We start from the raw sequence: 13,669 nt of genomic DNA on the forward strand, positions 1-13,669 counted from the left end.
GACCGCAATGGCCGATATCGCCCAAGCCCCCGCCGTCGACCGCAGCCAGATGAAGGTCTCGGACGAGGTCGCCGTCCAGATCACCGAGATGAACAAGTGGTACGGCACGTTCCACGTGCTTCGCGACATCAACCTCACCGTCTACCGCGGCGAGCGCATCGTCATCTGCGGCCCCTCCGGATCCGGCAAGTCAACGCTGATCCGCTGCATCAACGCGCTGGAGGAGCACCAGGCGGGCAAGATCACCGTCGACGGCACGCTCCTGTCCTCGGACCTGAAGAACATCGACAAGATCCGCTCCGAGGTCGGGATGTGCTTCCAGCACTTCAACCTGTTCCCGCACCTGACCATCCTCGAGAACTGCACCCTCGCCCCGATCTGGGTCCGCAAGATCCCGAAGAAGGAGGCCGAGGAGACGGCGATGCACTTCCTGAACAAGGTCAAGATCCCCGACCAGGCCAACAAGTACCCAGGCCAGCTTTCGGGCGGCCAGCAGCAGCGGGTCGCCATCGCGCGCTCGCTCTGCATGCGGCCGCGGATCATGCTGTTCGACGAGCCGACCTCGGCGCTGGACCCCGAGATGATCAAGGAGGTGCTCGACACCATGATCGAGCTTGCCGAGGAGGGGATGACGATGCTCTGCGTCACGCACGAGATGGGCTTCGCCCAGGCGGTGGCGAACCGGGTGATCTTCATGGACCAGGGCCAGATCGTCGAGCAGAACGAGCCGAAGGAGTTCTTCAACAACCCGAAGAGCGACCGCACCAAGCTGTTCCTGAGCCAGATCCTCGGGCACTGACGCCACAAGGCCAGACCGAACAAGACGCCCGGCCCTGCGCCGGGCGTTTTCATGTCGTGTTCAGGAAACCGGAGTTTGGGAAACTCCGCGCACACCTGCGGAGATGTCATGCCCGGCGGCAACGCCGGGCAGCCCCCGACCGCCCCCCCGGGCGGGGGCCACCCTAAGTGCGTAGCGGAGGCGTTTCAGTTTGCCGGCGTCGCAAGCGACCGGATCAGGCCCGCTTCCCCACGCTCGCAACTCCCAGCACCGACAGCACCTTCGCCTCGATGTCAGCCGCGTTCAGCCCCGCCACCGCGTACATGTCCGTGGGCGACGCCTGATCGATGAAGATGTCCGGCAGCACCATCGAGCGGAACTTCAGCCCCCCGTCGAACACCCCTTCCTCGGCCAGCAGCTGCGCGACGTGCGAGCCGAAGCCGCCGATCGCCCCCTCCTCGATCGTGACAAGCGCCTCGTGCCGCGCCGCCAGATCCAGAATCAGCGCCCGGTCCAGTGGCTTCGCGAACCGCGCATCGGCCACGGTCGGCGTCACGCCCTTCGCCGCCAGCCCCTCGCAGGCGACCTCGACCTCCGAGAGTCGCGTCCCGAACGACAGGATCGCGACGCCGGACCCCTCGCGCACGATCCGCCCCTTGCCGATCTCCAGCGGCACGCCCCGCTCGGGCAGGTCCACGCCGACCCCCTCGCCCCGCGGGAAGCGGAAGGCGATGGGCCCCTCGTCGTGGGCCGCCGCCGTCGCCACCATGTGGACAAGCTCGGCCTCGTCCGCCGCCGCCATCACCACGAAGCCCGGCAGGTTCGACAGGTACGCCACGTCGAAGGCCCCCGCGTGGGTCGCCCCGTCGGCCCCCACCAGCCCCGCGCGGTCGATGGCGAAGCGCACCGGCAGCCGCTGGATCGCCACGTCGTGCACCACCTGGTCGTACCCCCGCTGCAGGAAGGTCGAATACATCGCGCAGAACGGCTTCATCGCCCCGGCGGCAAGTCCGGCGCAGAAGGTCACCCCGTGCTGCTCGGCGATCCCGACGTCGAAGCAGCGCGAGGGATAGCGCTCGGCGAACAGGTTCAGCCCCGTGCCGTCCGGCATCGCCGCCGTCACCGCGACGATCTTGTCGTCGCGCGACGCCTGGTCCAGCAGCGCCTTCGCGAAGACCGAGGTATAGGAGGGCGCGTTGGCCTTCGCCTTCGCCTGCTTCCCCGTCACCACGTCGAACTTGCCGACCCCGTGCCCCTTGTCCGCCGCATCCTCGGCCGGGGCATAGCCCTTGCCCTTCTTCGTGATGGCGTGGATCAGCACCGGCCCGTCCGCCCGCGCCTTCACCGTCCGCAGGACCGCCAGCAGCTGCTCCATGTCGTGCCCGTCGATCGGCCCGAGGTAGGAGAAGCCCAGCTCCTCGAACAGGGTGCCGCCCACGGCCATGCCCTTCAGCATCTCCTTGGCCCGTCGCGCGCCCTCCTGGAACGGCGGAGGCAGGAAGCCGACGGCGCCCTTGGCCAGCGCCTTGAACTCCTGGAACGGCGCGCCGGTATAAAGCCGCGTCAGGTACGACGACATGGCCCCCACCGGCGGCGCGATGCTCATCTCGTTGTCGTTCAGGATCACGATCAGCCGCTTGCCGAGGTGCCCGGCGTTGTTCATCGCCTCGTAGGCCATGCCCGCGCTCATCGCCCCGTCGCCGATCACCGCGATCACGTCGCCGATCCCGTGCTCGGGCGCGCCGCCCAGGTCCCGCGCCACGGCAAACCCCAGGCCCGCCGAGATCGAGGTCGACGAATGCGCCGCCCCGAACGGATCGTAGGGCGACTCCGACCGCTTGGTGAACCCCGACAGCCCGTCCTTCTGGCGGATCGTCAGCATCCGGTCGCGCCGCCCGGTCAGCACCTTGTGCGGATAGCACTGGTGCGAGACGTCCCAGATCAGCCGGTCCTTCGGCGTCTCGAACACCGCGTGCACCGCCACGGTCAGCTCGACCACCCCCAGCCCCGCGCCAAGATGCCCCCCGGTCTGCGAGACCGAGCGGATCACCTCGCCCCGAACCTCGCCCGCCAGCCGCTTCAAGTCCGGATCGGACAGGCCGCGGATGTCGGCGGGGCTTTGGACGCGGTCCAGCAGCGGTGTGGAGTGGTTCTGGGTCATCGCGCCCGCCTCTTCGGCCTGTGCTTCGGTTTCACCCGAGATAGACCAGCCGCCTCGGAGCGACAAGGGAACCGGGCGCCGCCGCGGCGTCGCGGAGCGGCCTAGCGGTCGCGTTCCACGACATAGCGCGCGCAGTCCCGCAGCGCCTCCGCCGCGCCACCGTAAGGGGCCAGCGCGTCGCAGGCCTCCTCGACCAGAGCATGGGCCCGCGCCCGGGCGCCGTCGACCCCCAGCAGCGAGACGAAGGTCGCCTTGCCCGCCGCCGCGTCCTTGCCCAGAGCCTTCCCGGCCGCCGCGGCATCGCCGGTCACGTCCAGCAGGTCGTCGGCGATCTGGAACGCCAGCCCCAGAGCCGTCGCATAGCGGCCGAGCGGCGTGACGTCGCCCCGGCCCAGCCGCGCCCCGGCCTCGCCCGACCAGCGGATCAGCGCACCGGTCTTGCCTGCCTGCAACGCGATGATCTCGTCCAGCGTCAGCGGCGCCGCCGCCGTCTCGGCCGCGATGTCCAGCGCCTGGCCCAGCACCATGCCCTCCGCCCCCGCCGCCATGGCGAGCGAGGCCACGAGGTCCAGCCGCACCGCCGGATCGGCATGGCACGAGGGATCGGACAGCAGCGAGAAGGCCAGCGTCTGCAGGGCATCCCCCGCCAGCACCGCCGTCGCCTCGTCCCACTTCACATGCACCGTCGGCTGGCCGCGCCTGAGCGCGTCGTCGTCCATGCAGGGCAGGTCGTCATGGACCAGCGAATAGGCGTGCAGCGCCTCGATCGCCGCCGCCGCCGTCACCGCGTCGGCCAGTCCCACCCCGTGCAGCGCCGCCCCCTCGGTCACGAGAAACCCGCGCAGCCGCTTGCCGCCGTTGCAGGCCCAGCGCATGCCCTGCACCGCGGGCACCTCCGCCAGCCCGGCCATCGCCGTGTCCAGCCGCCCCTGCACCGCCGCCGCCGATTCCGCCAGACGCGCCGGAAATCCTCCGCTCATCGCACCACGCCCCGCGTCGCCCTTGCCGAAACACTCACCGGCGGTCCGCCCGCTTCGAGCGCCATCCCCAAAGCCGCGCGGCCGCGACCGGCCGGGCAGAAGTTCCGCTCAACGCGCCACACCCTGCTTCTTCTTTGCAAAAATACTCGATGGCCGTCCGCACGCCTCAGGCGCCGTCCAGCGGCGCGGTGCCCACCGGCTGCCCGTCGCGGTCCAGCGTGATGGCGGCGACCTTCTCTTCCGCCTCCTTCAGCTTGTCCTCGCAGCGCTTCTTCAGCGCCGCGCCGCGTTCGTACAGCGCAATCGACTCCTCCAGCGGCACGTCGCCGGATTCGAGCCGTCCGACCACGCGCTCGAGTTCCGCCATGGCCTGCTCGAAGGTCATACCGTCCACGTTCAGATCGCTCATGCGCCCCGCTCCCTCAAGACATCGACATGGGCCGCTACCGCGTCGCCCAGCGCGTCCAGATCATATCCGCCCTCGAGTGTCGAGACGACGCGCCCGCCGCAGAACCGGTCGGCGATGTCGCAAAGCTGCCCGGTCAGCCAGCGGAAGTCCCCGGTCGTCCAGTTGAGGTTGGCCAGCGGATCGTCGGCATGGGCGTCGAATCCGGCCGAGAGGATCAGAAGCTCGGGCCTGAACCGCGCCAGCGCCGGGAACACCGTCCCCTCGTAGACCTGCCGCATCACGCGCGACCCGGTGCCGGGCTCCAGCGGCACGTTCAGCACCGTGTCGTATTCCCCCGTCTCCTCGGGCGCCCCGGTACCGGGATAAAGCGGCATCTGGTGGGACGACACGAACAGGCAGCGCTCCTCGTCCCAGAGCAGGTCCTGCGTGCCGTTGCCGTGGTGCACGTCGAAATCCACCACGGCGACCCGGCCCAGCCCGTGATGGTCCAGCGCCCGCTTTGCCGCGATGGCCGCGTTGCCGAACAGGCAGAAGCCCATGGGCGTCTCGGTTTCCGCATGGTGGCCCGGCGGACGACAGCCGACGAAGGCGTTGCGCGCCCCGCCCGACAGCACCAGGTCCACCGCCGCGACAGAGCCGCCCACGGCCAGCTTCGCCGCCCGGAGCGTGCCCGCCGACATCGAGGTGTCCTCGTCCAGCGTCACCCATCCTTCGGCGGGCGACGCCTTCTCCAGCCGGTCGAGATAGCGCTGCGGATGGCAGCGCAGGATCTCGTCGTCCGACCCCAGCGGCGCCTCGCGGCGGTCCAGATCCTTGTCCTTCAGCGCCTCGCGCACGGCCAGCAGCCGCGCCACCTGTTCGGGGTGGCCGGGCGGATTGACGTGCTTAAGCCCGTCGTCGTGGAAGAAATAGGCGGTAGTCATGGTCTTCGGTCCTTCCGGCGGGGCACACCCGAGTCATATGCGATCCATGCGGCCCCTGCACACCCCCCGGGCGGCCCTCAGACCACGCTGGCGATCTTCCCCGCCGGCGGCGTGTTGCGCGACCGCCCCGAGGTCACCCTGCCGTCGATGATGGTCATGGCGACCCCCGGCAGGTTGCCGAGCTGCACCGATTCGAGCAGCGTCTTCCCGCCGGAATGCTGCGCCTGGTCCATCAGCACGAAGTCCGCGCATCTGCCGACCTCGATCAGCCCGGTGTCAAGCTTGCGCCGCCGCCCGGTGTTGCCGGTGGCAAAGCAGAACGCCACCTCCGCCGGGACGTTGCCGAGCGCCGAGAGCATGGCGATCATCCGCAGGATCCCGAGGGGTTGCACCCCCGACCCCGCGGGCCCGTCCGTGCCGAGGATCAGCTGGTCGAGCTTCCCGAGCTCCCGCGCCGTGTTCAGGGTCAGGAGCGCCGCCCGCTCGTTGCCGTTGTGCACGATCTCAAGCGCCTGCTTGCAGGTCTCGCAGAGGCACCTGATCTGGTCGTCCGGCAGCGCCGAATGCCCGCCGTTGATGTGGCCCACAACGTCCGTCCCGGTCTCCAGCACCATGTCCGCGTCGATCAGCCCCGACCCCGGGATCGACGGCCCCCCGGTGTGGATCGTGCTCTGGATCCCGTACTTCCGCGCCCATCCGGTCATCTGCGCCGCGGTCTTTCCGTCCTTCACCGACCCCAGCCCAATCTCCCCCAGCAGCCGCACGCCCGCGTCGGCCAGTTCCTTGAAATCGTGCTCTTCCATGCCGTGCTCGATCACCGGCGCGCCGGCGTGGACCTTCACGCCGGAGGGGCGGAAATTGTCGTAGAACCGCTGGTACGCGATCGCCATCGCCTTCAGCCCGACAATGTCCTTCGGTCTGCCCGGCACATGCACCTCGCCCGCCGAGATCATCGTCGTGACGCCGCCGTGCAGGGTCGAGTCGATCCAGTTCAGCTGCTGCTGGCGCGAGGTGTAGTCGCCGATCACCGGGTGGACGTGGCTGTCGATCAGCCCCGGCGCCAGCGTGATGCCGTTCGCGTCCACCGTGGTATCGGCCCCCGCGCAGTCCATGTCGGCGAAACGCCCGATTTCGCTGATCTTTCCGCCCACGGCAATGATGCAGTCGGCGTCCAGGATCGGCTGCTCGATCCGGCCCGACAGCAGGAGGCCGATGTTGCGGATCACCAGCTTCTCGGGGGCGCCGGAGGACGGGGCAGGGGTGGGATCGGACATGGTATCTCTCCTTCGGTCAGACGCCCAGATGGCGTGTCAGGATGGACGGATCGGCCCTCAGCGCGTTGCCGATGAACGCCTCGCGCGATTGCCCGTGGTCGAGGAACACGGCACGGTCGGCCATGGACAGGATCGCATCCATCCGTTGCTCGACCAGCACCACGATCAGCCCTTCGGCCTTCATGCGCAGGACCACCTGTCGGATCTCCTCGATCATCGAGGGCTGGAGCCCTTCCGTCGGCTCGTCCAGCAGCAGCACCCGGGGGCGCAGGCAGAGCGCACGCGCGGTGGCCAGCATCTGCTGCTCGCCCCCCGACAGCGTCTCGGCCCGCTGGGAAAGCCGCTCGCGCAACCGCGGGAAGATCGACAGCACCCAGTCCCGCGTCTCCCTGCCCTCGCCGCAGGCCATCAGCCCGACCTCGATGTTCTCGGCCACGGTCAGTTCGGCGAACAGCCGCCGCCCCTGCGGGATGTAGCCCACCCGCTTCTGCGCGATCCGGTGCGCGGGCAGCCGCGTCAAGTCATCCCCGTCGAGCGTGATCGTGCCCTCCGAGACCGGCAGCAGCCCCGTGATCGCGCGCAGGGTCGTCGTCTTCCCGGCCCCGTTGCGCCCCAGAAGGCAGGTGATCTCGCCCGGTTTCGCGGTCATCGACACGCCGAACAGCGTCCTGACCCGGCCATAGGCGGCATGGATCCCCTGCACCTCAAGCATGGGCCGTCCCGAGGTAGGCCGCCTGCACCTCCGGGTTCGCGCGGATCTCGTCGGGCGTGCCCTCGGCCAGCACCTGACCGAAGTTCAGCACCGTGATCCGGTCCGCCGTCTCCATCACCACACCCATGTTGTGTTCGATCAGCAGGATCGTCGTTCCGGTGAGCGAGCGGATCAGGTCCTTGAACTCCGCGATCTCCGTCTCGGCCAGCCCCTGCGTCGGCTCGTCGAGGATGAACAGCCGCGGCGCCTGTGCCAGCCCCATGCCGATCTCGAGGATCCGCTGGTGGCCATAGCTGAGGTCGCCCGCGATCTGCCCCGCACGGTCGGCAAGGCCGACGCGCTCCAGCACCTCGGCCACCTTCGCCTCGGTCTCGGCCGAGGACGACAGGCGCCGCCGCGCCGCGAGCGCCACGTTCTCGTGCACGCTGAGGCCCGCGAAGACCGAGGTGATCTGGAACGTGTAGGCGATCCCGAGCGCGATCCGCCTGTGGGCGGGCAGGGCCGAGATGTCGCGCCCCGCGAAGGTCACGCTCCCCCGCGTCGCCGGGATCCGCCCGCAGAGCATCCCCACGAAGGTCGATTTCCCGGCCCCGTTCGGCCCGATGATCGCGCGGATCTCGCCCTCGGGCAGGTCGAAGTCGATGTCGGTGTTCGCCTGCACCCCGGCATAGGTCTTGGTCAGGCCGCGGGTGCTCAGGATCACGGCAGCCACGGCAGCGCCCTCCTGCGCAACGTCCCGAGGATCCCCTGCGGCAGGAACAGCGTCAGCAGCACCAGCGCCAAGCCCGCGACCAGCATGTAGGCGGTGGTGATCCCGCTGGAGAGGTCGATCAGGTAGAACATGAACACCGCCCCCACGAACGGTCCCAGCGTCGTCCCCGCGCCGCCGAGCAGCACGTAGAGCAGCGGGAAGATCGAATACTGCACGCCCGCGAAGGTCGCCCCGGCATAGCCGAACAGCAGCGCATAGGCCGCTCCCGCCGCGCCCGAAACGACACCCGAGACCACGAAGGCGATCCACTTCAGCCGCTGCACGTCATAGCCCAGCATCGCCGCCCGCGCCTCGTTCTCGCGGATCGCGATCAGCGTGCGCCCGAACGGCGCCCGCACCAGCGCGCCGAGCGCCAGCAGCACCACCGCGAACAGCGCGAGCGCCGCGAAGTACCGCCCCGCGGGCGTGGTCACGTCGAGGCCGAACAGGTTCCGCACCTCCTGCGGCAGGGCGAACCCCTCGTCCCCGCGGGTCCAGGCGCCGAAGTAGAGCACGGTCAGATACCCCGCCTGCGCGAACATCAGCGTCACGATCATGAACCCGACGCCCCGCGTCCTCAGCGCCAGCACCCCCACGGCGCCTGCCACCGCCAGCGCCGCCCCCAGCGCCAGCAGGAAGGCGGGCAGGGCGGGCCAGCCGCCGATCTGCATGCTCAGCGCCAGCCCGTACATGCCGGCCGCGAAGAACAGCGCATGGCCCAGCGACAGCAGGCCCGTGTAGCCGAAGGCGAGGTTGTAGCCCATGGCATAGACCGCCAGCACCATGATCCGGGCCAGGCTGCCCGAGTGGTACTCCGGCAGCACGAAGAAGGCCGCCAGCAGCACCGCGAGCACGCCGAGGTGCAGGGCCGCGTCCTTGCCCGTCATGCGGCCGACTTGCCCATCAGGCCCTGCGGGCGGAACACCAGCACCATGGCGACGGCGAGGGTGGCGAGGATCTTCGCCAGGGTCGGCGAGAAGAAGACCGAGATGATCCCGTCCGACATCCCGATCAGCACCGCCGCGATCACCGTGCCGGGCAGCGAGCCGAGCCCGCCGATGATGACGACGATGAAGCTGAGGAGCAGCGGATCGCCCCCCATCAGGTAATGCGCTTGCTGGATCGGCACGATCAGCACCGCCCCCATAGCCGCCAGCGCCGCGCCCAGCCCGAAGACCAGCGCATAGACCCGTGCCACCGGGATGCCGAAGGCCTGCGCCATGGCGCTGTCTTGCTGCGTCGCCCGCATCACCAGCCCCGCCTTGGTCCGCGTCATCAGCAGCCACAGCGCGGCGAGGATCACCACCGCGGCGGCGATGACGAACAGCTTGTACGAGGTGATCGACAGCCCCCAGGGCCAGTAGAGCGCGAAGCCGCCGTCCCCGAACTCGAACCACGGCAGGGCGATCCGGCTGTTGAACGGCGCCTCCACCGGACGCGCGTCGGGCCCGAAGGTCATCAGCGTCGTCTGCTGGATGATGTAGAGCAGCCCGATCGTCGCCACGATGGTCCGCTCGGGATCGTAGGAGATCCGCTGGAGGATCAGCACGTCCGCCAGCGCCGCGAGCGACCCGACGAGCAGTGGCGCGATCACCAGCGCCGCGACGAAGCCCACGGCCGGATGCGCCCCGAGCGTCGAGGCCACGAACCAGGCGATCACGGCGCCGAGCATGTAGAATTCGCCATGGGCGACGTTCACCACCCGCATCACGCCGAAGACGACCGACAGCCCCATGGCCGTCAGCGCGAGGATCGCCGCCGTCACCGCGCCTTCCAGCGTGGCGAGCATCAGGTGGGGCCCGAATTCCATGCTGCCGTCAGATCCTCGCTCGGCGTCCTGCTCCGACCGTCACCGCGGGCGGCGGGTGAGGAGGCCCCCGGCGGGAATTTTCCGGGCGGAAGACGGAACGGACATGCTCCTCCTTCCAGCTGGAACCCCTCACGGCCGGACGCTGCCTTTCCACCCGTCGCCGCCGGTTCAGAACGATTGCGTCGTGTAGTCCACCTCGTCCGGGTAGAGCGTGTCGTCGATGCTGGTGGTGTGCGCCAGCACCAGCTTTCCGTCCTTCACCTGGCTGATGTACTGGACGCCGAACACCTGGTGGGTCTTGCCGTTGAACACCTTCGGCCCCTGGGGATGGTCCATCCCCTCGGGCATTTCGGTCATCGCCTCCACGGCCTCGATCAGCGCGGCCCGCTGGTCGGGGCCCTGGTAATCGGCGGCCTCCATCCCGGCCTTGATGATGTTGAGCGTCTCCCAGCAGCCGAACATGTGGGCATAGGTCGACACGTCCTTGGCATCGGACACCGAGGCGCCGTTGGCATCCACCCCCACGGCCTCGCGATAGGCCTTGTCGTACTCGCTCTGGTTCTCCTGGGCATAGCGCGGGTTGCCCTCCCAGAAATACGTGCCTTCCAGGAACTCGAGCCCGGGCGAGGTGATGTCCACCGCCTCGAGTGAATCTATGAAGCCGAAAAGCTCGGGGCGGGAGGGTCCGAAGAACTCGCCCAGTTCCTTCACGAAGGTCAGGACGGCCGGGCCGACCATGACGTGATAGACCACCTCGGTCTCCCGCGGGATCTGCGGGAAATACTTGGTGAACGAGGTCTCGGTCGGCGGAATGGCGATCATCGCCACCACCTCGCCGCCCTGCTCGGCGATCGCCTTCGAGAAATAGTCGCGGTGGTCGTGGCCGAAGGCGAAGTCGGGGAAGATCATCGTGACCTTCTTGCCGAGATTGTTCGCCACGAACGGCGCCATCGCCTGCACCTGGCTCTTCACGTCGGTGATGCCGGGCTGCAGGGTGTAGCGGTTCAGCATGCCGGAGGCGACGTGATGCCCCTCGGATACCACGAAATAGGGCAGCTTCAGCTCGCCCGCCCGCGGCGCCGAGCCGATCACGACGTGGGAGAACAGGGTGCCGAAGCCGATGTCGCAGTTCAGCTGCGTCGCGAACTTCTCGACCACCTCGGCGCCGCGCTTGGCGTCGGTGCCGTCGTCCTCGGCCACGATCTCCACCGGGCGTCCGTTGATGCCGCCCGCGTCGTTGATCCGCTTCACCGCCGCCTGGGTCGTGCGGTCGTACCAGCGGCCGTAGGAGGCGCCGATGCCGGTGCGGTGCACCTGGAAGCCGATGCGGATCGGCGCCGAGCTCTGCGCCTGCACGAAGCGGGGCAGGGCCGTCGTGGCCGCCAGGGCCCCGGCGCCAAGGCCGAGGGTCTTCAGCGCCGAGCGGCGGGAATAGTCGGGAGTCAGCAGTCTCTTGCGGGTCATGTCGAACCTCCGTGTCGGCGGCTGGGCCGCGCCTGTCACCGGATCAAGGTTGTATGTACGCCAACGACCTGTCCAGTCTTTTGTATCGGCCGACCCGGTCACACCCCCCGCGGGGCGGCGAGCAGCCACAGTCCCAGAAGCGTATAGGCCACCATGAACAGCGCAAGCGGGATCTGCCCCAGCAGCGCCGCCCGCCGCCCCGGAAACAGGTCGTGCGAGATCCGGTGTGCCATCAGCACCCCCAGCACATGGGCAAGGACGATGGCGCCCGCCTGGCTCAGGAAAATGACCCGCACCGTGTCGCGGGTGTTGAAGAAGCCGGTGGTGACGTAGAACTGTCCGAGCCCCAGCAGGTCGGCCCCGGTCGCCAGCGGATCGCCGAGGGCGATCAGGGCATACTGGCCGTTGACCAGGAACGTGGTCAGAAAATGGGCAACGTGGTAGCCGAAGGCGATCGGCAGGATCGACACGGCGAGGCTGCGGAACGCCGTGCCGAAGGACACCCGCCCCGATTCGGGCGCGAAGCGGCGCACCAGCAGGCAGCCGAGCGTCGTGCAGCCCCAGAACGCCGCGACGAGGCAGCCATTGACGGCAAGCAGGCCCGCGACCGTCGGTCCGACGATCTCGGAGCGGCCCGGGAAGGCCAGCGGGTTGATCCCGATGCGGGCGAGCCACCAGAAGGTGTCGTTCAGCCCGTCGAAGCTGCCCGTCCCCAGCAGCACCAGCAGGAACACCGCGCCCGAGGTCGCGGGAACGGGAGTCTCCAGCGCCCGCCAGCCCGGCAGGCCCAGCCGCGCCTCCCGCTCCAGCTGCACCGGGGCGAGCCGCGCGAACCAGCGCAGCAGCACGGTGAAGCATTCCGCCCGTGCCAGCCACTCGGCCCCGAACAGCGCCACGCCCGCCAGCGTCAGCAGGGCATAGCCCAGAACGACCGTCGCCAGCCGGTCCGGCGCATCCGGGGCGGGATCGGCCAGCGCGAAGGCCATCGCCAGCAGGAACAGCACCACCGCGGGCCACTGTCCCAGCCCTTCCGGCAGCCGCGCGCCGCCCCCCGCCATCAGCCGCGCCGCGCCGTTCCACGGGCTGACCCAGGCCCAGAGGTTGCCCAGCACTCCCTGCGCCGAAACCAGCCCGATCCACCACAGCGTCCAGATGGCCAGCGGCAGGGGATTGGACAGCGGATCGTGCGGCCCGAGGAAGCCCGCGACGACCAGCAGCCCCAGCAGCGCCAGCGATGCGAGGCTCGTCACCGTCCGCGCCGCCCCGAGGTCGGGCAGGGGGAAAAGGCAATGCGGCCGGAACAGCGCCGAAAGCGCGCCGCCCGGCAGCAGCGCGACGATCAGCGCCGTCGCGGCCACCGTGGCGCAGCCCGCGGCGATGTAGATGCCGGTGGGCAGCAGCAGCACGAAGCCCGACTGCGCCGCATGGGCCAGCGCCGCCCCGGGCAGAAGGGCCAAAAGGAGGCACGCGAGGCACAGCGAATTGACGGGGGGGCGCGGTCTGGACATGCTGCGGAGTTGAGACACAGCCGCCGGAGCCGTCAATGTCCCTGCGCCGCCGCACCGTGGTTTTCACCGGGCTCGCCGCCGCGCTGGGCGGCGCGGGCGTCTGGTCTGCCACACGCGCCCGGGCCGCCGTCAGCATCCGCGACGCGCAGGCCGTCCCGGTCGAGGGCGCGCCGGACGAAACGCTGATCTTCGCGCAGCTCGCTGCCGCCCTCGGACCCGACCGTCTTCTGTCGGCCACGCTTGTCGGAGCGGACGAGGTCCGCATCATCTCGGACGGCGCCCTCGTGCTGCCTGCGGGGAGCACGCCGGTCCTGGCCGCGGACGGCGCGCACCTTCGGGCGCGGTTGCGCGGCGGGCTGGCCGAGGGGCAGGTCCTGCCCCTGACCCTCAGCTTCGAGACCGCGGGCCGCGTCACCACCCGCGCCACCGCCGGGGCGCCGTTCCGGCCCGGCGGCGCCGCGGACCTCGGCCTGCTCTCCCTCGGCGGCATCTGCACGACGGGCCCCGGCGAACCCGCGCCGCGGCTGACGCTCTCGGTGACGCCGGCGGACGGGGGATGGCACCTCGCCGTCGCGGCCGAGGACTTCACCTTCACGTCGCCGGACCGGACGCTGGGGCACTATCCGGGGCAGGGCCACGGGCACCTGTATCTCAACGGCCTGAAGCTTCAGCGCATGTACGCCCCCGAAGCACGCATCGGGCAGCTGCCGCCGGGCGACTACGTCGCCTCGGTCACGCTGAACACCAACGATCACCGGGCCTATGTCGTCGAGGACCGACCGGTGGAGGCCCGGGTCTCCTTCGCCGTCCCATCCGGCGCAACCCATGGCTGAAGGAGGTAGGGTTTTGCGATTGACAGGATCGGGTTCCGGTTCTCTAGTTCGCATGTGCACGAACGA

The 13,669-nt window shown here is 69.7% G+C and carries 13 protein-coding genes; 2 read left to right on the forward strand and 11 right to left on the reverse strand.

Translation table 11 applies throughout. The annotated features are described in order from the left end of the window. Positions 1-7 precede the first annotated feature (7 nt). Complete coding sequence (locus tag A7B20_RS01685) at positions 8-799, forward strand: amino acid ABC transporter ATP-binding protein (protein WP_102106801.1); 792 nt, start codon at positions 8-10, stop codon at positions 797-799. 214 nt (positions 800-1,013) lie between these two features. Here A7B20_RS01685 and dxs read toward each other — a convergent pair whose 3' ends face one another. The 11 genes from dxs to A7B20_RS01740 form a co-directional block, all read right to left on the reverse strand. After that, positions 1,014-2,939: a 1-deoxy-D-xylulose-5-phosphate synthase gene (dxs, locus tag A7B20_RS01690; protein WP_102106802.1), complete on the reverse strand. Its 1,926-nt coding sequence runs from the start codon at positions 2,937-2,939 to the stop codon at positions 1,014-1,016. Between the two features lie 101 nt (positions 2,940-3,040). Continuing rightward, on the reverse strand, positions 3,041-3,919 hold the full coding sequence (locus tag A7B20_RS01695; RefSeq protein WP_102106803.1) for a polyprenyl synthetase family protein: 879 nt from the start codon (positions 3,917-3,919) through the stop codon (positions 3,041-3,043). Between the two features lie 166 nt (positions 3,920-4,085). Continuing rightward, the gene (locus tag A7B20_RS01700; RefSeq protein WP_102106804.1) at positions 4,086-4,328 is read right to left on the reverse strand and encodes an exodeoxyribonuclease VII small subunit; all 243 of its coding nucleotides are present in this window, start codon (positions 4,326-4,328) and stop codon (positions 4,086-4,088) included. Then, on the reverse strand, positions 4,325-5,251 hold the full coding sequence (locus A7B20_RS01705) for a histone deacetylase family protein (RefSeq protein WP_102106805.1): 927 nt from the start codon (positions 5,249-5,251) through the stop codon (positions 4,325-4,327). Before A7B20_RS01705 ends, A7B20_RS01700 begins: the two co-directional genes overlap by 4 nt. A gap of 77 nt (positions 5,252-5,328) precedes the next feature. Next, complete coding sequence (locus A7B20_RS01710) at positions 5,329-6,525, reverse strand: amidohydrolase family protein (RefSeq protein WP_102106806.1); 1,197 nt, start codon at positions 6,523-6,525, stop codon at positions 5,329-5,331. Between the two features lie 16 nt (positions 6,526-6,541). Beyond that, positions 6,542-7,237, reverse strand: a complete 696-nt coding sequence (locus A7B20_RS01715; protein WP_102106807.1) for an ABC transporter ATP-binding protein — start codon at positions 7,235-7,237, stop codon at positions 6,542-6,544. Further along, positions 7,230-7,940, reverse strand: a complete 711-nt coding sequence (locus A7B20_RS01720) for an ABC transporter ATP-binding protein (protein WP_102106852.1) — start codon at positions 7,938-7,940, stop codon at positions 7,230-7,232. The genes A7B20_RS01715 and A7B20_RS01720 overlap by 8 nt, the downstream gene beginning before the upstream one ends. Then, positions 7,937-8,875 carry a branched-chain amino acid ABC transporter permease gene (locus A7B20_RS01725; RefSeq protein ID WP_102106808.1) on the reverse strand — a complete coding sequence of 313 codons (939 nt, stop codon included), beginning with the start codon at positions 8,873-8,875 and terminating at the stop codon, positions 7,937-7,939. Before A7B20_RS01725 ends, A7B20_RS01720 begins: the two co-directional genes overlap by 4 nt. Further along, positions 8,872-9,798, reverse strand: coding sequence for a branched-chain amino acid ABC transporter permease (locus A7B20_RS01730; RefSeq protein ID WP_102106809.1), 927 nt, complete (start codon positions 9,796-9,798; stop codon positions 8,872-8,874). Before A7B20_RS01730 ends, A7B20_RS01725 begins: the two co-directional genes overlap by 4 nt. 168 nt (positions 9,799-9,966) lie before the next feature. Then, complete coding sequence (locus tag A7B20_RS01735) at positions 9,967-11,262, reverse strand: ABC transporter substrate-binding protein (protein WP_102106810.1); 1,296 nt, start codon at positions 11,260-11,262, stop codon at positions 9,967-9,969. A gap of 98 nt (positions 11,263-11,360) precedes the next feature. Next, positions 11,361-12,719: a hypothetical protein gene (locus tag A7B20_RS01740; RefSeq protein ID WP_102106811.1), complete on the reverse strand. Its 1,359-nt coding sequence runs from the start codon at positions 12,717-12,719 to the stop codon at positions 11,361-11,363. An 86-nt stretch (positions 12,720-12,805) separates the two neighbouring features. Here A7B20_RS01740 and A7B20_RS01745 point away from each other — a divergent pair, with 86 nt between their 5' ends. Continuing rightward, positions 12,806-13,603 (forward strand): copper chaperone PCu(A)C, encoded by a 798-nt coding sequence (locus A7B20_RS01745; protein WP_102106812.1) that lies wholly within the window; start codon positions 12,806-12,808, stop codon positions 13,601-13,603. Positions 13,604-13,669 lie beyond the last annotated feature (66 nt).

The organism is Oceaniglobus roseus (assembly GCF_002869745.1).
GTDB lineage: Bacteria > Pseudomonadota > Alphaproteobacteria > Rhodobacterales > Rhodobacteraceae > Oceaniglobus > Oceaniglobus roseus.

What these genes read in the sequence shown, in the direction of transcription:
- A7B20_RS01700 (WP_102106804.1), bottom strand. Translation starts at nt 4,328, where the DNA reads ATGAGCGATCTGAACGTGGACGGTATGACCTTCGAGCAGGCCATGGCG.
- A7B20_RS01710 (WP_102106806.1), bottom strand. Translation starts at nt 6,525, where the DNA reads ATGTCCGATCCCACCCCTGCCCCGTCCTCCGGCGCCCCCGAGAAGCTG.
- A7B20_RS01685 (WP_102106801.1), top strand. Translation starts at nt 8, where the DNA reads ATGGCCGATATCGCCCAAGCCCCCGCCGTCGACCGCAGCCAGATGAAG.
- A7B20_RS01730 (WP_102106809.1), bottom strand. Translation starts at nt 9,798, where the DNA reads ATGGAATTCGGGCCCCACCTGATGCTCGCCACGCTGGAAGGCGCGGTG.
- A7B20_RS01735 (WP_102106810.1), bottom strand. Translation starts at nt 11,262, where the DNA reads ATGACCCGCAAGAGACTGCTGACTCCCGACTATTCCCGCCGCTCGGCG.
- A7B20_RS01725 (WP_102106808.1), bottom strand. Translation starts at nt 8,875, where the DNA reads ATGACGGGCAAGGACGCGGCCCTGCACCTCGGCGTGCTCGCGGTGCTG.
- A7B20_RS01695 (WP_102106803.1), bottom strand. Translation starts at nt 3,919, where the DNA reads ATGAGCGGAGGATTTCCGGCGCGTCTGGCGGAATCGGCGGCGGCGGTG.
- A7B20_RS01715 (WP_102106807.1), bottom strand. Translation starts at nt 7,237, where the DNA reads ATGCTTGAGGTGCAGGGGATCCATGCCGCCTATGGCCGGGTCAGGACG.
- dxs (WP_102106802.1), bottom strand. Translation starts at nt 2,939, where the DNA reads ATGACCCAGAACCACTCCACACCGCTGCTGGACCGCGTCCAAAGCCCC.
- A7B20_RS01745 (WP_102106812.1), top strand. Translation starts at nt 12,806, where the DNA reads ATGTCCCTGCGCCGCCGCACCGTGGTTTTCACCGGGCTCGCCGCCGCG.
- A7B20_RS01705 (WP_102106805.1), bottom strand. Translation starts at nt 5,251, where the DNA reads ATGACTACCGCCTATTTCTTCCACGACGACGGGCTTAAGCACGTCAAT.